The following is an 18,852-nucleotide window of genomic DNA, read 5'->3' as shown; positions in this document are numbered from 1 at the left end:
GGACGAATCCACCGTTTACGCCGGGAAGCCCTGCGTCTCCACCGTATAACCGGCGGCCGTCATCACCCGCATCAGCTCCTTGTGGCCGACCTCAGCCATCCTCAGCGGCGGGTTCTTTTTCGGATCCTGCTCGGCCTCGACCACGAACCAGCCTTCATAGCCGTAGTCGGCGAAGCGCTGGACGATCGCGCCGAAATCGAGCGAGCCGTCGCCGGGCACGGTGAAGGCGCCGAGCGCGACGGCATCGAGGAAGGACTGCTTCGTGCGGTCGAGCCCGTCGATCACGTTCATGCGCACGTCCTTCACATGGACGTGGTTGATGCGCTTGTGGTGGTTGTCGATGGCGCGCAACACATCGCCGCCGGCGAAGGCGAGATGGCCGGCATCGAGCAGCAGCGGGATGCCCTCGCCGGAATGATGCATGAAGGAATCGAGTTCCGGCTCGGTCTCGACCACGGCCGCCATGTGATGATGGTAGGAAAGCGGCATACCCTGGTCGGCGCACCATTCGCCGAATTCGGTGACGCGTCGGCCATAGGCCTTCATCTCGTCGCCGGAAAGCCGTGGCTTGGTGGCAAGAGGCTTGGAGCGGTCGCCCTGGATGGAGCGGCCGACCTCGCCATAGACGATGCAAGGCGCGTTGACCGCCTTGAACAAGTCGATCATCGGCTGGATGCGATCCTTGTTCTTCGACATGTCCTCATCGACCAGCGTGCCGGAGAACCAGCCGCCGCAGAGCGTGACGTCGGCCTCTTTCAGGATCGGCAGCATCACCTTCGGATCGTTGGGGAAGCGGCGGCCCATCTCCATGCCGGTGAAGCCGGCCGAGCGCGACTGGCGCAAACACTCCTCCAGCGACACATCATCGCTCAATTCCACGAGATCGTCGTTCCACCACGCGATGGGAGACATGCCCAGTTTGGCTTTCAAGTCGTCACTCCAGGTTCGGATCGTTCAACTTTCGCTCGTCGGCGCTGCCCTCATCCGCCTGCCGGCACCTTCTCCCTGGAAATGACGGGGAGAAGGGACAGGCTTCAGCGGTGGCGGCCCCTCTCCCCGTTCTTCACGGGGAGAGGGCAAGGGTGAGGGGCAGTGCCAGCTTCAATCACCTAAGCTCCGCATGAGCTTTTTCTCGTCATACGCCTTGCGCGCGGCGTTCACCTGCGGCCGCGACGAGACTTCCGGCACGGCAACATCCCACCAGTGGCCGCCGGCCTCGGTCGACACCAGCGGATCGGTGTCGATGACCAGCACGGTGGTCTTGTCGTTGCCCTTCGCCTTGGCGAGCGCCGTCTCGAGTTCAGCAATCGAGGCCACCTTCTCGGCGACGGCGCCGAGGCTGGCCGCATGGGCGGCGAAGTCGACGTCGGGCATCACCTCGTGGCGAGCGTCCTTCAGGAGATTGTTGAAGTTGGCGCCGCCGGTCGCCATCTGCAGCCGGTTGATGCAGCCATAGCCGCGATTGTCGAGCAACACGATGGTGAGTTTCAGGCCGAGCATCACCGACGTCGCGATCTCGGAATTGAGCATCAGATAGGAGCCGTCGCCGACCATGACGACGACTTCCTGGTCGGGTTTCGCCATCTTGACGCCGAGCCCGCCGGCGATCTCGTAGCCCATGGTCGAGAAGCCGTATTCGGCGTGATAGGAACCGGGCGCGCCCGCTTGCCAGAGCTTGTGCAATTCGCCGGGCAGCCCGCCGGCGGCATGCAAAAGCGTGACACCCGAGCCCATCGCGCGCTGCACGGCGCCGATCACCTGCGCGTCGGAGGGATAGGCGGCGTTGGTCGAGGCCGTCACCTTGGCGGCGGCAGCCTGCCATTCCGTCTTGCCCTTCAGCGCACTGTCGGTCCAGGCGGTCGGCGCCTTCCAGCCCTTCAGCGCGGCGGAAAGCTCGGCGAGCCCTTCGGTGGCGTCGGCAACCAGCGGCAGCGCCCAGTGCTTGCCGGCATCGAAGACCTGGGTATTGAGCCCGATGATGGTGCGGCCGGCATTCTTGAACAGCGCCCAGGAGCCGGTGGTGAAGTCCTGCAGCCTGGTGCCGACGGCAAGAACCACATCGGCCTCTTCCGCCAGCCGGTTGGCCGCTGATGTGCCGGTGACGCCGACGGCCGCCATGTTGAGCGGATGATCGTCGGGCAGCGAGGATTTGCCGCCTTGGGTCTCGCAAACCGGAATGCCGGCGCCCTGCACCAGCTTGGCCAGCTCTCCGGAAGCCTGCGAATAGAGGACGCCGCCGCCGGCGATCACCAGCGGCTTCTTGGCGTTCTTCAGGGCCGCCACGGCGACGGCCAGTTCGTTGCGATCCGGGCGCAGCCGGCGCGGCGTCCAGACGCGCTCGGCAAACAGGCTTTCCGGATAATCATAGCCCTCCGCCTGCACGTCCTGGCAGAGCGAAAGCGTGACCGGGCCGCATTCGGCCGGATCGGTCAGCACCTGCATGGCGCGGTTCAGCGCCGGGATGATCTGCTCCGGCCGCGTGATGCGGTCGAAATAGCGCGAGACGGGGCGGAAGCAATCGTTGACGCTCGCCGTGCCGTCGGAGAAATCTTCGGCCTGCTGCAGCACCGGGTCGGGCAAGCGGTTGGCGAAGACATCGCCGGGAAGCAGCAGCACCGGTAAGCGATTGACGTGGGCGAGCGCCGCAGCCGTCACCATGTTGAGCGCGCCGGGGCCGATCGAGGTGGTCGCGGCCATGAAGCGGCGGCGGAAATTCGCCTTGCCGTAAGCAATCGCCGCATGCGCCATCGCCTGCTCGTTATGGGCGCGGAAGGTCGGCAGCTCGTCGCGGACCTGGTAGAGCGCCTCGCCGATGCCGGCGACATTGCCGTGGCCGAAGATCGCCCAGACGCCGCCGAAGATCGGCGCCTTCATGCCGTCGATCTCGGTCATCTGGCGGCTGAGAAAGCGGGTCAGCGCCTGCGCCATCGTCAGGCGAACGGTCTTGGTCATTGTCGTTTCCTCCGGCTTTCCCTGTGCCGCCTAATATGCTGCCCGTTCTTCTTATGCTGCTTTGCGGCCGCGCGCTGCAAGCCATGCCTCGGTCAATTGCTCGAAGCGCGAGGCCATGTCGGCGACAGCCTCGTCATCCGAGATCTTGCCGGCCAGCCATTGTTCGGCGGCATTGACAAAGATGGTGCGACCGACCGCAAATCCCTTGACGACCGGCGCATTGGCGGTGGCGGCAAAGGCTGCGACCAGCTCGTCCTGCGGCGCCTCCAGACCGAGCAGCACGACGCCGCGGCACCACGGATCGTGCTTGACGATCACCTGCTCTATCCTGGCCCAGGCGCCTGCCGAGGCCTGCGGCTCGAGCTTCCACCAGTCGGGCTTGATGCCCAGCGCATAGAGTTCTTCAAGGGCGCGCGGAATGGTGGCGTCGTCCAGCGTGCCGTGCTTGCCGGCGATGATCTCGACGAGCAGTTCCCTGCCCACTTTCCGCGCCGCCTCGAACAGGGCTCGCAGTTTTTGCTGCTGCTCTGTCTTCAGCGCTTCCGGATCATCCGGATGATAGAAGCAGAGGCACTTGATGCAATGGTCGACCGGCCATTCGGTGAGCTGCGAGCCGACGTCCTGCGAGAATTCGAAGCGCAGCGGCCGCGATCCGGGCAATTCGACCGGCCGACCGAGCCAGGCAAAGGGATGGCGGGCGAATTCGAACATGGCCTCGCGGCCGTATTTCTCATCGATCAGCATGCCGTAGCCGTCGCGACCGGCGGCGACCTTGGCCGCCGCCTTGACGGTGAGCACCTTGAAGTCGGGGATGCGCGAGACATCTGCACCGACCCTGGCGGCGACATCTTCCAGCTGGACGCGATGGTCGCAAGCGAGCGCCATCAGCGAAGGGATGTCGCGCCGGCGCGTCGTCGCCCAGTGGATGTGGTTGATCGCCTCGTCCTTGCGCAGCGCCAGATGCTTGCTGCCGTGCTTCAGAAAGAACTGCAGCTCTTCGAAGGTGGGATATTCCGGCGCGCACAGCAGGCGCGACACGGCGAAGGCGCCGCAGGCATTGGCCCAGGTCGCCGCCGTGGCAAAGCTTTCGCCGCCGAGCCAGCCGCGCAGGAAGCCCGACATGAAGGCGTCGCCGGCGCCGAGCACGTTGTAGATCTCGATCGGGAAGCCCTCGCCGACGACGCCGTCCTCGAGGTCGTCGCTGATCGGCCCGTCATAGACGATGCAGCCTTTGGCACCGCGCTTGAGCACGATGGTAGCGGCCGACAGCGTGCGGATCGTCTTAAGCGCGCTCAGACAATCGTCGGCGCCGGAGGCGATCATGATTTCCTCCTCGGTGCCGACGATGAGGTCGCAATCGGGCAGCACCGTCTTCAGCTGCGCCGAGACCCGGTCCGACTTGACGTAGCGCTCGAAGCCCTCTGCATGGCCGGCGAGCCCCCAGAGGTTCGGGCGGTAGTCGATGTCGAACACGACCTTGCCGCCCTTGGCCTTCATCAAACGGATCGCCTTGCGCTGTGCGGCATCCGAGTTGGGACGCGAGAAATGGGTGCCGGTGACGACCACGGCGCGCGCCGAGGCGATGAAAGCCTCGTCGATGTCCTCTTCGGCGAGCGCCATATCGGCGCAATCCGAACGATAAAAAATCATCGGCGAGACGCCTTCGTCCTCGACGGAAAGCAGCACCAGCGCCGTCAGCCGTTCCTTGTCGGTCTTCAGGCCGTCGACCGAGACGCCCTCACGCCTGAGCTGCTCGCGGATGAAGCGGCCCATCTGCTCGTCGCCGACGCGAGTGAGCAGCGCCGAGCGCAGGCCGAGCCTTGCCGTGCCGACGGAGATATTGGCCGGGCAGCCGCCGACCGACTTGGCGAAGGAGGTTATGTCCTCCAGACGCGAGCCGATCTGCTGGCCGTAGAGATCGACAGAGGCGCGGCCGATCGTGATGACGTCGAGCGGCGGATATTTCGCTTCCACGGCTTCGCCCATTCGAACCTCCCATCGGCTTTGTTGTGCAGAGCAGCGTCGTTTTGGGCAGCACGCGCGAACGGCGGCGTGACACCGTCAATATGAAATAATAATTCCAATCCATAGTCAATATGGAATGAGTGTTCCCTGATGGAAAAACGCCCGTTCGGGGCCGCTCAGGCCTTGCGCCTGCGGCCGGCGTCGCGCCGCTTTTCGCCGACGGCAACGGTCAGCGCCATGGCAAGCGCCATCGTTGCCGACAAAGAGCGGAAGCCGCCGAAATCGGATTCGGCCACCTCGAACCAGACCTTGGCGAATTGGGCGAGCGGCGAGAACGAGCTGTCGGTGATGGCGACGATGGGCACGCCCTGCTCGGCGATCGAGCGCGTCTCCTCGATGGTCGCAGGCGCGTAAGGCGAGAAGCTGATGGCGATGACGGCGTCGCGCGGCGTGGCGAAGCCGATCATCTCGGCGTTCAAGCCCGCGGCCGACTCGATCAGTTGGTTGCGGATCTTGAGCTTGCCAAGCGCGTAGGCGATGTAGGAGGCGACCGGATAGGAGCGGCGCTTGGCTAGCACATAGATTGTCTCGGCCTTTGCCAGCAGCGTGATCGCCTGTTCGAAATGCGCATCGTTCAGCGCGCGCGAAATGTCGCTGAGCGAGGTGCTGGCGGCAGCCACGAAGCCGTCGAAGATCGCCCGGTGTCCAGCGCCTTCCTCGGCCTTGGCGCGCAGTGCCGCCAACCGCTCGTCATAGGAGGAATTGCGTTCGCGCAGCCGCTCGCGAAACACCTGCTGCAGGCTAGTGAAACCATCGAAGCCGAGCTGCTGGGCGAAGCGGATCAACGTCGAGGGCTGGACGCCGGCGGAAGCCGCGATACTCGCCGCCGTGCCGAAGGCGATGTCGTCGGGATTGTCCAGCGCATAGGCGGCGATCTGCGCGATGCGCTTGGGCAGACTGGTGCGCCGCTCCAGGATCGTCGTGCGCAAGGTCTCGAAATCGCGAGGCACCCGTCCGTCCATCGTCGCTCCGCCCACGGCCATGCTGGTGTTCCCTCTCCTGCCTCATCATAGCGGTTTCGCGCAAGAACACCATAAAAAATGATTTGGACGTTCCATTCTCGGCTGAAATGGATTAATTCATCCATGCGAATTCTTCCCCTTCAGCGGAGACAATCGACATGGTCGGAGTGGGCCTCATCGGCACGGGCTTCATGGGCAAGTGCCACGCCATTGCCTGGAACGCGGTCGGCACCGTCTTTCCCGATGTCGAGAAGGCGAGGCTGGTGCATCTGGGTGAGGTCAATGACGAGCTTGCAAAGCGCAAAGCGGCCGAGTTCGGCTTCACTCGAGGCTCGGGCGACTGGCGTGCCGTCGTCAACGATCCGGAGGTCGATGTCGTGTCGCTGACCACGCCCAACCAGTTCCATCCTGAAATGGCGATCGCCATCCTCGAAGCCGGCAAGCATCTGTGGTGCGAGAAGCCGATGGCACCGAGTTTTGGCGAGGCCGAGGCGATGGCAAAGGCAGCGACCAAATCCGGCAAGGCTGCCGTGCTCGGCTACAACTACATTCAGAACCCGGCCATCCGCCACATCGGCGCGCTGCTCGAGGAAAAGATCATCGGCGATGTCAATCTCGTGCGCATCGAGATGGACGAGGATTTCATGGCCGATCCCGAGGCGCTGTTCTTCTGGAAGCATGAGGCGGCTTCCGGTTATGGCGCGCTCGACGATTTCGCGGTGCATCCGCTGTCGCTGATCAAAGTGCTGTTCGGCCGCGTCGCTCGCGTCATGTGCGACATGGCGAAACCCTATGCCGACCGGCGCGTCGCCTCCGGCGGCCGCCGTGCGGTCGAGACCTACGATATCGCCAGTGTGCTGATGCATCTGGAGAACGGTGTCGCCGGTACGCTGCTGGTCAATCGCTCGGCCTGGGGCCGCAAGGGCCGTATCGCCCTCCAGATCTTCGGCTCGAAAGGCTCGATCCTCTACGACCAGGAGCGAATGAACGAGTTCCAACTTTATCTGACCGCCGACCGGCCGACCGAGCAGGGCTACCGCACGATCCTGCTGGCGCCGCACCACAAGCCCTACGATTCCTTCGTGCCGGCGCCCGGCCACGGCCTCGGCTTCAACGACCTCAAGATCATCGAATGCCGCGAGCTTTTGATGCGGATCGCCGGCAAGCCGGCGCGGACCATCGACTTCGACGAGGGGCTGGAGATCGAGCGCACCGTGCATGCGATGGCGCGATCGTTCCAGGAACAGCGCTGGGTGGATGTGAGGTGAGCCGGCTCGCCTTCAGGTGCCGGCGGCTGCTGCCGCATTGATCTCCCAGCCGTCCACCCAAACCTGCCGCAGTTGATCGCCTTCGCCTTTGAACCACAGGCCGGTCGGCTGGCAATCCTCGATGCGGTCGCTGCGGAAATTGCGGATGGCCTGGCGCAGCTCGCACCAAGCGACGATGTTGGCGGTCTCGGCGTAGTAGATCAGCGCGATCGGGCGGACGATACGCTGTGTGTCGCGGCCGGCTTCGTCGCGGTAGGCGAGGTCGAGCTTCTCCTCGTCGCGGATGGCGCGGCGCACCAGCGCCAGATCGACCGCCGCGGCCGCAGGCGAAAAACCCCAGGCATGAAGAGCGTTGGCGTCGAGCGTCTGGCGCAAGGGCGGTGGCACGGCGCCGGCGATCTTCGCGCCGACCCGCTTTGCCGCCTGCTTGAGCTCGTCGTCGCCGGTGCGTTCGAGCAGCGCCAGCGACAGCACGATCGCCTCCATCTCCTCGATCGAAAACATCAGCGGCGGCAGGTCGAAGCCGGGGCGCAGGATATAGCCTATGCCGCGCCCGCCCTCGATCGGCACCCGCATCGCCTGCAGCGCTGCGATATCGCGATAGACGGAGCGCACCGTCACTTCCAGTTGCTCGGCAATCGTCGCCGCGGTCACCGGCTTCTTGGCCAGCCGCAGGATCTGGATGATTTCGAACAGACGCGAGGCCTTGCGCATTTTTCCACTCGATCGTAACGCAACTGACACACCCCCGTCAGTTGGGACGACCTATAGGGCCGCGCATCGGTTTGAAAATCAACAGATTCCTCAGCGTCCTTGGCGGGCGCTGCGACAGGCAACTGACATGAGTTACACGGAAAATCTCTGGCTATTCTTCATCCTGCTGTTCGGCATCATCGCCGTTCCAGGCATGGACATGCTGTTCGTGCTGGCCAATGCGCTGACCGGGGGGCGCGACAGGGGGCTGGCGGCGACCGGCGGCATTATGCTCGGCGGCGTAGTGCATACGTTGAACGGGGCGATCGGCGTCGGGCTGCTGATTCATTTCGTGCCGGTCCTGTTCAAACCGCTGCTGATCGCCGGCGCCGCTTACATGGCCTATATCGGAATTTCGCTGATGCGCAGCTCGATCACCGTCAGCGATGACGGGCCCGCCGGCAGCCGCTCCGCCTGGAAAGCCTTTCGCCAGGGATTGGTCACCTGCCTGATCAACCCCAAGGCCTATCTGTTTATCCTTGCCGTCTATCCGCAGTTCCTGAAGCCGGTTTACGGTCCGATCTGGATGCAGGCGACCATCATGGGACTGCTGACTGTCGTCACACAAGCAGGAATCTACGGCGGCCTCGCCATCACAGCCGGGCGCAGCCGGGCGCTTCTGGTCGGCAATCCGCGGGCAACGGTCATTGCCGGCCGTGCGGCCGGGCTGCTTCTATTCGCGGTCTCGGTATTCACCGCATGGGAAGGGCTGAGGGCGGCGTGAACGCCGCCCTCGCCAGGGTTGTCAGGCGGCGCCCTGACGGGTGGCGAGCAGTTCGCGCTTCACCGACCGGCGCCACTCGACGGCGCCGGCAAGTCCGTGCAGCACCGTTTCGGTGGTCGCCCAATCGATGCAGCCGTCGGTGATGCTCTGGCCGTAGGTGAGCTGCTTGCTGGGCACGACGTCCTGACGGCCGGCGACGAGATTGCTCTCGATCATCACTCCGATGATGCGCTCGTCGCCCGCTGCGACCTGGCCCGCCACGTCGTGCGCGACTTTCGGCTGGTTCTCCGGCTTCTTGCCGCTGTTGGCGTGGCTGACATCGATCATCAGGCGCGGCGCGATGCCGATGCGGCCGAGCTCCGCGGCGGCCGCGTCGACGCTTGCCGCGTCGTAGTTCGGCGCCACGCCGCCACGCAGAATGACATGGCAGTCTTCGTTGCCGGTCGTCGCCGCGATCGCGCTGCGGCCGCCCTTGGTCACCGCCATGAAATGATGCGGCTGCGCAGCGGACTTCACCGCCTCGCCGGCGATTCTCAGATTGCCGTCGGTGCCGTTCTTGAAACCGACCGGGCAAGAGAGGCCCGACGCCAGCTCGCGGTGGATCTGGCTTTCGGTCGTGCGCGCGCCGATGGCGCCCCAGGCGACGAGGTCGGCGATGTATTGCGGCGTCGTCATGTCGAGGAATTCCGTCGCCGCCGGCAGGCCGAGATTGTTGACGGCGGAAAGCACGTTGCGCGCCATCCGCAAGCCTTTGTCGATGTTGAAGCTGCCGTCGAGATCGGGATCATTGATCAGGCCCTTCCAGCCGACCGTGGTGCGCGGCTTCTCGAAATAGACGCGCATGACGATCTCGAGCCGGTCGGCCAGGGCCTCGCGCAGCGCCGCCAGACGGCTGGCGTAGTCCACGGCGGCGACCGGATCGTGGATGGAACAAGGGCCGACGATCACTACCAGTCGATCGTCAGCCCCGGTCAGGATGGAATGGATGGCGTTGCGCGAGGCGGCAACGGTGCGCGTCGCCGTGAGCGAGCGCGGTATCTCGCGCATCACGTCGTCCGGCGTGCTCAGGACTTTGAGTTCCTTGACCCGTAGGTCGTCTGTGGTGGTCAACACGGCTTTCTGCTCCTGGTTAGGAGACCTGCCGGCTGAAACGAAAAAGCCGCCAGGTCTGGCGGCTTTTCGGATTAGATGCTGCAATCTTCAGATCGAGCGCAATCCTCCCGCCGCCAGCGAGCTACCGTAGCTAAAGTACCAAAACGAGGCGGTCAGGTGGATCATGCGGCTCATATAGTCGATGCCGAGGCGCTTGTCACGTCCTCATGAAGCTAAGCATTTGCTTGGTTTGCGCCGTGCTCCGTGGCCTCGGGAAAAAAGAGAGCATCATGCAGCGGTTCACGGTTCATGCAGACCATGGATCGAAAAGTTCGATTGCAAAGCCTTCGAAATCCTTCGAATTACGCGTTGCCAAGGTGAGCTGCTTCGCAATCGCGGTGGCGGCGATCAGACCGTCCATCGACGACAGACCGCGACCGCGGCGCTTGGCAAGGCCCATCAGGTCGCCCCAGGCCAAGGCAACGGCTTCGTCCACCGGCAAAACCCTTTGCTCGAAGCGCTGCGGCAAATCTCGAGCGAGCCATTCGGCCAGTGCCTCTCGTTTGCGGCCCTCATCCATGAGGGAAACGCCGCGCCGGATCTCGGCGATCGACACGACGCTGATGAATGATCGATCCTCATCAAGCCCGTCCAGCCACTTTAGAACGCCTGCATCCGGCGCCGGCCTCGTCACCTCTGACAGGACATTGGTATCGAGCAGAAGCCTCAAAGCGGCTGATCACGCGGTTCGTCGGCTTGACGCTCAAGGTCGAGATCGGCGCCGCGCAGCGGCGACTCCAGGAGGAACTCCGCAAGCGTTCCTTTGCGGGCGGTCTTCCGCCGCCATTCCTCTGCGGACACGACGACAACGCTTGGTTTGCCGTTACGGGTGATCGTCTGAGGCGAAGATTGCGCCCGATCTATTACCTCCGAGAGCCGGGCCTTTGCCCCAGCGACCGTCCAGCTCGTATCGTCTTTGGGTCCGGGCAGCATCTCAATCTCATGACTATTCTGACCATCTTGACTATACCGGAATCGCAATGCTGCGGCAACAGGGGCTCTCAGGGGCCGGATACCTTTGGGCGCACGAGGCTGATCACATCTGCACCCATAGCTGGCCTGCTTCTGGCGTAAAGCTGCTCGTTGTCACTACTCCCCGATCACGCCAGCTATATTTTGATCATAATCGACCAGCGAGCCGGTCATGACGCCGGCCTGCGGGCTGAGCATGTAGGTGATCAGCCGGGCGAGCTGCGCCGGCTTCACCAGCTGACCCATCGGCTGCGCGGCCTCGGCCTTTTCCAGCCAGTCGTCCGGCGCATCGTGCCACTTCTTCTGCACGATCGCCTCGCCCTCGGTGTCCATCCAGCCGGGCAGCACCGCGTTGCAGCGAATGCGGTTTTTCCGGTAGGAGCTGGCGACATTCTTGGTCAGCGTCATCAGCGCGCCCTTGCTGGTCGAATAGGGCGTCAGGAAGGACTGGCCGGCATGCGCCGACATCGACAGCACGTTGACGATCGAGCCCGGCGCCCTGCGCTCCAGGAGATGCGCGACGAGGCCCTGCATCAGGAAAAAGGGGCCGCGCACATTGGTGTCGAAGATCTGATCGAAAAGCTCTTCCGATGTCTCGACCAACGAGCCGCGGGCCGAAGTGGCGGCGGCGTTGACCAGCGCGTTCAAGGTGCCGAAATGCGCGAGCGCCGTTGCGACGGCGCGCTTGCAGTCGGCGACCTTGGCGACATCGGCGCTGATGAAGATGGCGTCGACACCGTTTTTCTTGAGCGCTGCGACCGCCTTGTCGCCCTTCTCCTGCGAGCGGCCGACCAGCGCCAGCGCGCGGCAACCCTCGTCGGCCAAGGCTTCCGCCACGGCGAAGCCGATGCCCTGCGCGCCGCCGGTGACGATGGCGCGCGTTTCTGAATTGCGACCGGCTAGACCGTTCATCGCTCTGCTCCTGTAATCGATTTCAAAACCTTCAGGCGACGCGGACGGTCTTGCCCGTCTTGGCAGACTCCAAGGCCGCATCCGCCAACTTCAAGGCGACCAGCCCGTCCTTGCCGCTCGGCGCCGCCTTCTTGCCGGCAGTCGCGGCGGCGATGAAGGAAGCGATCTCGTTGGCGTAGGCGTCGATATAGCGGGTCATGAAGAAATCGTGCAGCGGCGGGCGGGTGTAGCCCTTGTCATTGGCGAGCTCGATCGACACCGGCCGCTGATTCTCGGCCGCAACCATGCCCTTCGAGCCGTGCGCCTCGATGCGCTGGTCGTAGCCATAGGTGGCGCGGCGCGAGTTGGAGATGACGGCCTGCTTGCCGGACGCCGTTTCCAGAATGACGCTGACGGAATCGAAATCGCCCGCTTCGCCGATCTTCTTGTCGACCAGCACCGAGGCGTGCGCGCTGACCGCCACCGGCTCTTCGCCGAGCAGGAAGCGCGCCATGTCGAAATCATGGATGGTCATATCGCGAAAAATGCCGCCGGATCGCGCGATGTAGTCGAGCGGCGGCGCGCCCGGATCGCGCGAGGTGATGGTGACCATCTCGACATCGCCGATGGCGCCGTCGTCGATCGCCTTGCGGACGGCGGCGAAATGCGGGTCGAAGCGGCGGTTGAAGCCGACCATCAGCGTAGCGCCGGCCTTGTCGACCACGGCCAGGCACTGCTCGACGCGCTTGACGTCGAGGTCGATCGGCTTCTCGCAGAAGATCGCCTTGCCGGCCCTGGCGAAGCGCTCGATGAGGTCGGCGTGAGTGTCGGTCGGCGTGCAGATGATGACGGCGTCGATGTCCTTGGCCTGCTCGATGGCGTCGATGCTGCGCACCTCGGCCCCATAGGCGGAGGCAAGCTCCGTCGCCGCTTTCTCGAAGGCGTCCGCCACGGCCACCAGCTTGGCCTGCGGGTTTGAGGCTACGGCGCGGGCATGCACCTTGCCGATACGGCCGGCGCCGAGAAGAGCGAAGCGGAGAGTCATGGAATGTCCTTTGAGGGTGGCTCTAAAACGTGTCCGCGCCGGCCGGCGCGGACGATTTGGTCTGGTCCCGTCGTGGCGCCTGGTCAGGCGGCCTGAAGCTCCGCCTGCCCGGTCTTGGCGCCGGTGATGTAAGCGACGATGTCGTTGCCGTCGGTGTCCTGCTTGCGCAAATTGGCGACGATGCGGCCGCGCCGGAAGACGACGATGCGGTCGACCAGGTCGAAGACCTGGCGCATGTTGTGGCTGATCAGGATCAGCGGCTCGCCGTTCTCCTTCAGCGTGCGGATGATGTTTTCGACCTGCGCCGTTTCCTGCACGCCGAGCGCTGCGGTCGGCTCGTCCATGATGATCAGCTTGGAGGCGAAGGTTGCGGTCCTGGCGATCGCCACGCATTGGCGCTGGCCGCCCGACATGTGGCGGATGGTGCTGGAAAGGTTCGGGATCTTCACCGCGGTGCGGATCAGCGCCGCCTCCGTCGCCCTGCGCATCGCCTTGCGGTCGAGAATCGAGAAGGGGCCGAGGTTGAAAAGCACCTTCTCCCGGCCGAGGAAGAGGTTCGACGGCACGTCGAGGTCGTCGGCCAGAGCCAGGTTCTGGAACACGGTCTCGATGCCGGCCTCGCGCGCCTCGATCGGGCCGGCGAAGTTCACTTCCTTGCCGTCGAACCAGATCTTGCCGTCGGTGCGCTGCTCGACGCCGGTGATCTGGCGCACGAAGGTCGACTTGCCGGCGCCGTTGTCGCCCATGATGGCGACATGCTCGCCCTTGCGCAGCTCGAAATTCGCCTCCTGCAGCGCGTGAACGCCGCCATAATGCTTGGTGAGGTTTTCGGTCTTCAGAACGATATCGGACATGGTCAAGCTCCTATCGCCCGGCGGCGCTGGCGCCATTGATCGAGAACGACTGCGCCGACAATGATCACGCCCTTGACCATCTCCTGGTAGTAGGCGTCGAGGCGCAGGAAGGTGAAGCCGGAAATGATAACGCCGAAGATCAGCGAGCCGATCACCGTGCCTATGATAGACCCGCGGCCGCCCGAGAGCGAGACGCCGCCGATGACCGCCATGGCGATGGCGTCGAGCTCGTACATCACGCCCATGCCGGCCTGGGCGGTGAGGTTCTTGGAGGAAAGCACCACCGCGGCGATCGAGGCGAGGATGCCGGCAATCACATAGACCAGCACCTTGTGGTTGGCGATCTTGATGCCGGACATGCGCGCGGCGTCCTCGTTGGAGCCAATGGCGTAACAATGCTTGCCGTATCGGGTGTAGCTCAGGATGAGCTGGAACAGGATCGCCAGTGAAATGAAGATGATGACCGGCATCAGCCCCTTGCCGATGGCCGCGAAGCTGTCGGTCGGGAACGAGATCGGTTGGCCCTTCGACCACCATTTGGCGATGCCGCGCGCCGTGACCATCATGCCGAGCGTGGCGATGAACGGCGGAATGCGGGTGTAGGCGATCAGGGCGCCGTTGATCAGGCCGGCAATCAGCCCGCAGCCGATCGCGACCAGAAGCGGCACGATGACCGGCAGGTCGGTCCATCCGTAGTCAATGAACATCGCCTTCGGGTTGGGATTGCCGTTGACGGTCGCAACCTGCGCGAAACTCATGGCGATCATGGCGGTGGCGCCTACGATCGAGCCCGAGGACAGGTCGATGCCGCCGCAGATGATGACCTGCGTGACGCCGATGGCTATGATGCCGACGATCGACACCTGCAGGATGATGATCTGCAGCCGCTGCTCGTTGAAGATAGCATCGACGTTATCGCGGGTGTTGAAGAGGAAGCTGTCGCCGAGGAAGACGCGGCCGATCAGCTCGAATGCGCCGACCAGGATGACCAGCGCCAGAAACACGTTGAACTCGGCAGGCCAGGGGCGCTTCTTGGCGTCATAGCTCAGCCCGCCAATGCCATGCGATGTCTGTGACACGTCTTCTTCCTCCGAATGACCGCGCCCGCTCTCCCGCCCGGTCGGGCGGGAGAAGGAAGGGAGCGACGCTGCTCTGTCTGCAGCCGATTTCAGCCAACTCGATGCGTCGGAGCGCCGCTCCAGGGTTTGTCCTCACGCAAGTCCGTATGGAAAACTTCCTGGAATTGCGTTGGCGCGGCGTCAGTTCTTCTTCAGGAACTTGTCGATGTTCGCCGGCGTCACGAGCTGGAAGGGGATGTAGACCTTGCGCTCCACCTTCTCGCCCTTGGAGAGCTTCAGCGCCGCATCGAGCGCGCCCGCGCCTTGGCCAGCCGCATCCTGGAAGACCGTGACGTCGAGATCGCCCGCCTGCATCGCGGCCAGCGCGTCCTGGGTTGCGTCGACGCCGCCGACCACGACCGACTTCATGTCGATATTGGCGGCCTTCATCGCCTGGATGGCGCCGATGGCGCTTTCGTCATTGTTGGCGATGACGCCGTCGAACGGCTTGCCAGACGACAGCCAGTTGGTCATCAGGTTCTGCGCTTCGTCACGCTTCCAGTTCGAGGTCTGCTTGTCGATGATCTTGATGAAGTTGCAGTCCGGCGTGGCAATCACTTCATCGATATCCTTGGTGCGCTGCACCGCCGCCTGATTGGAAAGCTCGCCCATGATCACATAGACATTGGCTTCCTTCTTGCCGGCTTCCTTGAACAGCCGGCAGATTTCCTTGGTCTCGAGCGTGCCGGACTCGGCCTCATTGGACGCGACGAAAGCCTGGTTGTCGGGCAGCTTGTCGACATTGACCGGCTCGCGGTTGACATAGACCAGCGGGATCTTGGCCGCGGCCGCCGCATCCGACATCGCCTGGGTGGCCGAAGTGTCGACCGGGTTGACGATGATCGCGTCGACGCCGGAAGCGGCGAAGTTCTTGATCTGGTCGAGCTGCTTGGCCACGTCGTTCTGCGCGTCCTCGACCTGCAGTTCGACGCCGTCCATGCCCTTGGCCTGTGCGATCATGCCGTTGCGCAGCACGGTCAGGAAATTGTCGTCGAAAAGAGCCATCGAGACGCCGATCTTGGCGGCGAAGGCGGACGAACACATCAGCGCCGAAAGCGCGACGCCCAAAAGCAGTTTCTTCATTTTAGTTTCTCCTCCACTTGGTGTCCGGCTGCACCGATTGAACCGGAATCCCCGATGTTACCGGGGAATCTCTCCCATGGCCCTTCCGGCGGCGTTTTCCTCGCATAATGGAACGCCTGGTCCTCTGTTTGAAACAGATGTTCCGGAACGAAAGAACCAAAATACCCAGTTGGTGAAATATTTATTCCATTTCGCTTGCAGCCGTCAAGGGAGATTCGAAATGGACGTGCCGGTTTTTCGATGGAGGCAAGCGTGCAGCGCCCTCGCGGCCGGGCATGCAAACGTGCTGCGGCGGACTTCCGGGCGATTTCACGGCGCGAAAGAATTCCATCAGCCTGATGGATCACATCATTCCGACGGGAGGCGGCTTAGATGTTTTCCGGCAGATAGATGTCGAAGGGGAGAAAAGTCTGGCCGGGCGCATTGGCGGCGCCGGTCTCGATAGCATGCGCCATCAGCCCGACAAGCTCGCGGCAGAGCGCCGCCAGCGGGGTCGAGATCACCATGGTCAGGATGTTGTCGGCAAGTGCCGCGCGCGACTCCGCATTGATCTCGTTGCAGACGACCACCGGCATATGCGCCGGCTTCGCCGCCCTTAACGCCGCGACCGCGCCCTCCATGCCGCCGCCGGCGACGTAGCAGCCGGCAAGGTCGGGATGCCGAGCCAGAAGCTCGAGCATCGCATCATGCGTCACCTGGTTGGCCTCCAGGTTGACCAGCGTCTCCATCACAGTGAAATCCGGCGCATGCTCGCGAAAATAGGAGCGGAAGCCGATCTCGCGCAGCTCGTGACCATGAAAACGGTGGCTGCCGACGAAAAGCGCGACCTTGCCTGGCTTGCTGGCGGCCTTGGCGATCATCCAGGCCGCGGTGCGTCCGACCTTGCGGTTGTCGAGCCCGACATAGCCTTCACGGATGCCGGCGGCGAAGTCGGAGAGCAGCGAAAAGACCGGCTGCCCTCGCGCCTTCAGCGCCTCGACCACCGCCGTCAGGGTGGGATGGTCCGGACCGACCACGGCGATGGCCCTGGATTTCGCCGCCAGCTTGCGCATCTGGGCGGCGATCTCATCGGGCGCCAGCGAAGCGGCGAAGTCGATCGTCGCAGTGCCCCGGAAACGTTGCGATTGCGAGACCGCAAGCTCCAGCTCGCGGGCGAAATCGCCGTAGAAAACGTCATTGCCGCGTAGCAGCAGGAAGCCGAGACGATATTCGGGCAACTCCTGGCGCATGCGCTGCCTGATCAGGCCGGCGGCGTGATAGCCGATGTCGGTCGCCGCGTCGTAGACGCGACGCGCCGTCTCCTCGCGCACCGGCAGGCGATTGTTCAACACCCGGTCGACCGTGGCGACGCTGAAGCCTGAAACGCGCGCGAGATCGGTGATTGTCGGCCGCTTAGCCATGAGGTGCTCCATCGCTTGCCCGACTCAGATTAGCCGAATCTGATAGAAAATGATAGAATCTATCTTTGTGACATTGAGGCTATCATGGCTTGGCGCTATGGTGAAGTCGAAGCCAGCCATGGGCGAGGCGCGGCATTGCCGAGGGCCGTTCGCCAGGTGCTGATGGAGGACTCCGCAATGACGGCAATCACGTCTCCGGCGCCGTCCGGACGCGACTACAGCCTGACCGGCCGCGACGCCAAGCGCGCGGTCGAGAACGGGCTTTCGGCGGCCCAATGGTACCACACCGAGATCCCGCGCAAGCAGATGAAGGAGCTGATGCAGCGCTCCGACCAGCCCGCTATCCGCGACACCATCATCTGGCTCGGTGCGCTGATCCTCAGTGGCGCGGGCGGCGCTTGGTTCTGGGGCAGCTGGTGGTGCGTACCGTTCTTCTTTGTCTATGGCACGCTCTACGGTTCCTCGACCGACTCCCGCTGGCACGAATGCGGTCACGGCACCGCCTTCCGCACCCAATGGATGAACGATGCGGTCTACCAGCTCGCCTGCTTCATGATCATGCGCAATCCGGTGACCTGGCGCTGGAGCCATACACGCCACCACACCGACACCATCATCGTCGGCCGCGACCCGGAGATCGCCGTCATGCGACCGCCGGACCTTTTGCGCGTTGTGCTGAATTTTTTCGGCGTGCTTGATGCTTGGCATGCGATGACCGACATGGTGCGCAATGCCGCCGGCGTCATCAGCGCCGCAGAACAGACCTTCATCCCGGAACAGGAGCAGCCCAAGGCCATCCGCATCGCCCGTATTTGGCTCGCGATCTATGTCGCGACGATCGCGCTGGCGCTCTATCTGCATTCATGGCTGCCGCTGATGCTCGTCGGCCTGCCCCGCCTCTACGGCGCCTGGCATCACGTCATGACCGGGCTGCTGCAGCATGGCGGGCTGGCCGACAATGTCATCGACCATCGGCTGAACAGCCGCACCGTCTACATGAACCCGATCAGCCGGTTCATCTACTGGAACATGAACTACCATGTGGAGCACCACATGTTCCCGATGGTGCCCTACCACGCGCTGCCCAAGCTGCATGAGCTGATCAAGCACGATTTGCCGGCGCCGACGCCGTCGATCCTGGCCGGCTACCGCGAGATGATCCCGGCCTTCCTGCGCCAGCTGCGCAACGAGGACTACTTCCTCAAGCGCGAGCTGCCGCCGACGGCAAAGCCCTACCGGGAAGAGCTCCACAACGACAATCCGGTAGCGGCCGCGGCCGAGTGACCGGATCCGACACAACCGACAACGAAGAATTTCGCCGGAGGACGACATGAGCGACTGGGTCGAGGCCTGCGCGGCCGGAGACATCGACGAGGAGGACGTAATGCGGTTCGATCATGCCGGCCGCACCTACGCCATCTATCGCAGCCCGGAGGACGAGTATTACGCGACCGACGGCCTGTGCTCGCATGAGAAAGTGCATCTGGCCGATGGGCTGGTGATGGACGACATCATCGAGTGTCCAAAACACAATGGCCGCTTCAACTACAAGACCGGCGACGCGCGCGGGGCGCCGGTCTGCGTCAATCTCAAGACCTATCCGGTCAAGGTCGACGCCGGCAAAGTCCTCATTCAGCTTGGGTGACGGAATGG

General features: G+C 63.8%; 18 protein-coding genes. 4 read left to right on the top strand and 14 right to left on the bottom strand.

All coding sequences use genetic code 11. The features are described 5' to 3' along the window. Window positions 1-15 precede the first annotated feature (15 nt). The 4 genes from iolE to CK224_RS13760 form a co-directional block, all read right to left on the bottom strand. Entirely contained in the window at window positions 16-930 is a 915-nt protein-coding gene (gene iolE, locus CK224_RS13775; RefSeq protein ID WP_067002856.1) for a myo-inosose-2 dehydratase, read from the bottom strand. A gap of 171 nt (window positions 931-1,101) precedes the next feature. Further along, the gene (gene iolD / locus CK224_RS13770; RefSeq protein ID WP_095782146.1) at window positions 1,102-2,952 is read right to left on the bottom strand and encodes a 3D-(3,5/4)-trihydroxycyclohexane-1,2-dione acylhydrolase (decyclizing); all 1,851 of its coding nucleotides are present in this window, start codon (window positions 2,950-2,952) and stop codon (window positions 1,102-1,104) included. A 51-nt stretch (window positions 2,953-3,003) separates the two neighbouring features. Continuing rightward, on the bottom strand, window positions 3,004-4,938 hold the full coding sequence (gene iolC / locus CK224_RS13765) for a 5-dehydro-2-deoxygluconokinase (protein ID WP_095782145.1): 1,935 nt from the start codon (window positions 4,936-4,938) through the stop codon (window positions 3,004-3,006). Window positions 4,939-5,093: 155 nt separating this feature from the next. Continuing rightward, the gene (locus CK224_RS13760; RefSeq protein ID WP_170950336.1) at window positions 5,094-5,939 is read right to left on the bottom strand and encodes a MurR/RpiR family transcriptional regulator; all 846 of its coding nucleotides are present in this window, start codon (window positions 5,937-5,939) and stop codon (window positions 5,094-5,096) included. A gap of 158 nt (window positions 5,940-6,097) precedes the next feature. Between CK224_RS13760 and CK224_RS13755 the strand changes: the two genes are divergently transcribed. Further along, window positions 6,098-7,207 (top strand): Gfo/Idh/MocA family oxidoreductase, encoded by a 1,110-nt coding sequence (locus tag CK224_RS13755; protein ID WP_095782143.1) that lies wholly within the window; start codon window positions 6,098-6,100, stop codon window positions 7,205-7,207. Window positions 7,208-7,219: 12 nt separating this feature from the next. On the opposite strand, the gene CK224_RS13750 is transcribed toward CK224_RS13755, so the two are convergent. Next, complete coding sequence (locus CK224_RS13750; RefSeq protein ID WP_095782142.1) at window positions 7,220-7,921, bottom strand: YafY family protein; 702 nt, start codon at window positions 7,919-7,921, stop codon at window positions 7,220-7,222. Between the two features lie 127 nt (window positions 7,922-8,048). Between CK224_RS13750 and CK224_RS13745 the strand changes: the two genes are divergently transcribed. After that, complete coding sequence (locus CK224_RS13745; protein ID WP_095776900.1) at window positions 8,049-8,684, top strand: LysE family translocator; 636 nt, start codon at window positions 8,049-8,051, stop codon at window positions 8,682-8,684. A gap of 21 nt (window positions 8,685-8,705) precedes the next feature. Here the strand turns inward: CK224_RS13745 and CK224_RS13740 are convergent, their stop codons facing one another. The 9 genes from CK224_RS13740 to CK224_RS13700 all read right to left on the bottom strand — a co-directional run bounded on the left by CK224_RS13740 (window position 8,706) and on the right by CK224_RS13700 (window position 17,199). Next, complete coding sequence (locus CK224_RS13740; protein WP_067323911.1) at window positions 8,706-9,797, bottom strand: 3-deoxy-7-phosphoheptulonate synthase; 1,092 nt, start codon at window positions 9,795-9,797, stop codon at window positions 8,706-8,708. A gap of 286 nt (window positions 9,798-10,083) precedes the next feature. Continuing rightward, complete coding sequence (locus CK224_RS13735) at window positions 10,084-10,506, bottom strand: type II toxin-antitoxin system VapC family toxin (RefSeq protein ID WP_095782141.1); 423 nt, start codon at window positions 10,504-10,506, stop codon at window positions 10,084-10,086. Next, window positions 10,503-10,769: a type II toxin-antitoxin system Phd/YefM family antitoxin gene (locus CK224_RS13730; RefSeq protein ID WP_067002873.1), complete on the bottom strand. Its 267-nt coding sequence runs from the start codon at window positions 10,767-10,769 to the stop codon at window positions 10,503-10,505. The genes CK224_RS13735 and CK224_RS13730 overlap by 4 nt, the downstream gene beginning before the upstream one ends. Window positions 10,770-10,925: 156 nt before the next feature. Then, window positions 10,926-11,720 (bottom strand): SDR family oxidoreductase, encoded by a 795-nt coding sequence (locus tag CK224_RS13725; protein ID WP_067002874.1) that lies wholly within the window; start codon window positions 11,718-11,720, stop codon window positions 10,926-10,928. A gap of 31 nt (window positions 11,721-11,751) precedes the next feature. Beyond that, the gene (iolG, locus tag CK224_RS13720) at window positions 11,752-12,744 is read right to left on the bottom strand and encodes an inositol 2-dehydrogenase (protein WP_067002875.1); all 993 of its coding nucleotides are present in this window, start codon (window positions 12,742-12,744) and stop codon (window positions 11,752-11,754) included. A gap of 83 nt (window positions 12,745-12,827) precedes the next feature. Further along, window positions 12,828-13,598 (bottom strand): ATP-binding cassette domain-containing protein, encoded by a 771-nt coding sequence (locus CK224_RS13715; protein WP_067003269.1) that lies wholly within the window; start codon window positions 13,596-13,598, stop codon window positions 12,828-12,830. A gap of 2 nt (window positions 13,599-13,600) precedes the next feature. Beyond that, window positions 13,601-14,677, bottom strand: coding sequence for an ABC transporter permease (locus CK224_RS13710; RefSeq protein WP_095782140.1), 1,077 nt, complete (start codon window positions 14,675-14,677; stop codon window positions 13,601-13,603). A 180-nt stretch (window positions 14,678-14,857) separates the two neighbouring features. Next, a complete protein-coding gene (locus CK224_RS13705; protein WP_067002877.1) occupies window positions 14,858-15,799 on the bottom strand; it encodes a sugar ABC transporter substrate-binding protein in 942 nt (313 codons plus the stop codon). Window positions 15,800-16,167: 368 nt separating this feature from the next. After that, window positions 16,168-17,199, bottom strand: coding sequence for a LacI family DNA-binding transcriptional regulator (locus CK224_RS13700; protein ID WP_095777088.1), 1,032 nt, complete (start codon window positions 17,197-17,199; stop codon window positions 16,168-16,170). Window positions 17,200-17,376: 177 nt separating this feature from the next. Between CK224_RS13700 and CK224_RS13695 the strand changes: the two genes are divergently transcribed. Further along, a complete protein-coding gene (locus CK224_RS13695; protein WP_095782371.1) occupies window positions 17,377-18,483 on the top strand; it encodes a fatty acid desaturase family protein in 1,107 nt (368 codons plus the stop codon). 46 nt (window positions 18,484-18,529) lie between these two features. Next, a complete protein-coding gene (locus CK224_RS13690; RefSeq protein WP_067002880.1) occupies window positions 18,530-18,844 on the top strand; it encodes a MocE family 2Fe-2S type ferredoxin in 315 nt (104 codons plus the stop codon). The last annotated feature ends 8 nt before the right edge of the window (window positions 18,845-18,852 follow it).

The organism is Mesorhizobium sp. WSM3862 (genome assembly GCF_002294985.1).
GTDB lineage: Bacteria > Pseudomonadota > Alphaproteobacteria > Rhizobiales > Rhizobiaceae > Mesorhizobium.
This window is presented reverse-complemented; position numbering and strand designations above follow the sequence as displayed.

Bases quoted from the DNA above. Each gene is read 5' to 3' on its own strand.
- iolD (WP_095782146.1), bottom strand. From the start codon at position 2,952: ATGACCAAGACCGTTCGCCTGACGATGGCGCAGGCGCTGACCCGCTTT.
- iolC (WP_095782145.1), bottom strand. From the start codon at position 4,938: ATGGGCGAAGCCGTGGAAGCGAAATATCCGCCGCTCGACGTCATCACG.
- CK224_RS13760 (WP_170950336.1), bottom strand. From the start codon at position 5,939: ATGGACGGACGGGTGCCTCGCGATTTCGAGACCTTGCGCACGACGATC.
- CK224_RS13755 (WP_095782143.1), top strand. From the start codon at position 6,098: ATGGTCGGAGTGGGCCTCATCGGCACGGGCTTCATGGGCAAGTGCCAC.
- CK224_RS13750 (WP_095782142.1), bottom strand. From the start codon at position 7,921: ATGCGCAAGGCCTCGCGTCTGTTCGAAATCATCCAGATCCTGCGGCTG.
- CK224_RS13745 (WP_095776900.1), top strand. From the start codon at position 8,049: ATGAGTTACACGGAAAATCTCTGGCTATTCTTCATCCTGCTGTTCGGC.
- CK224_RS13730 (WP_067002873.1), bottom strand. From the start codon at position 10,769: ATGCTGCCCGGACCCAAAGACGATACGAGCTGGACGGTCGCTGGGGCA.
- CK224_RS13725 (WP_067002874.1), bottom strand. From the start codon at position 11,720: ATGAACGGTCTAGCCGGTCGCAATTCAGAAACGCGCGCCATCGTCACC.
- iolG (WP_067002875.1), bottom strand. From the start codon at position 12,744: ATGACTCTCCGCTTCGCTCTTCTCGGCGCCGGCCGTATCGGCAAGGTG.
- CK224_RS13715 (WP_067003269.1), bottom strand. From the start codon at position 13,598: ATGTCCGATATCGTTCTGAAGACCGAAAACCTCACCAAGCATTATGGC.
- CK224_RS13705 (WP_067002877.1), bottom strand. From the start codon at position 15,799: ATGAAGAAACTGCTTTTGGGCGTCGCGCTTTCGGCGCTGATGTGTTCG.
- CK224_RS13700 (WP_095777088.1), bottom strand. From the start codon at position 17,199: ATGGCTAAGCGGCCGACAATCACCGATCTCGCGCGCGTTTCAGGCTTC.
- CK224_RS13695 (WP_095782371.1), top strand. From the start codon at position 17,377: ATGACGGCAATCACGTCTCCGGCGCCGTCCGGACGCGACTACAGCCTG.
- CK224_RS13690 (WP_067002880.1), top strand. From the start codon at position 18,530: ATGAGCGACTGGGTCGAGGCCTGCGCGGCCGGAGACATCGACGAGGAG.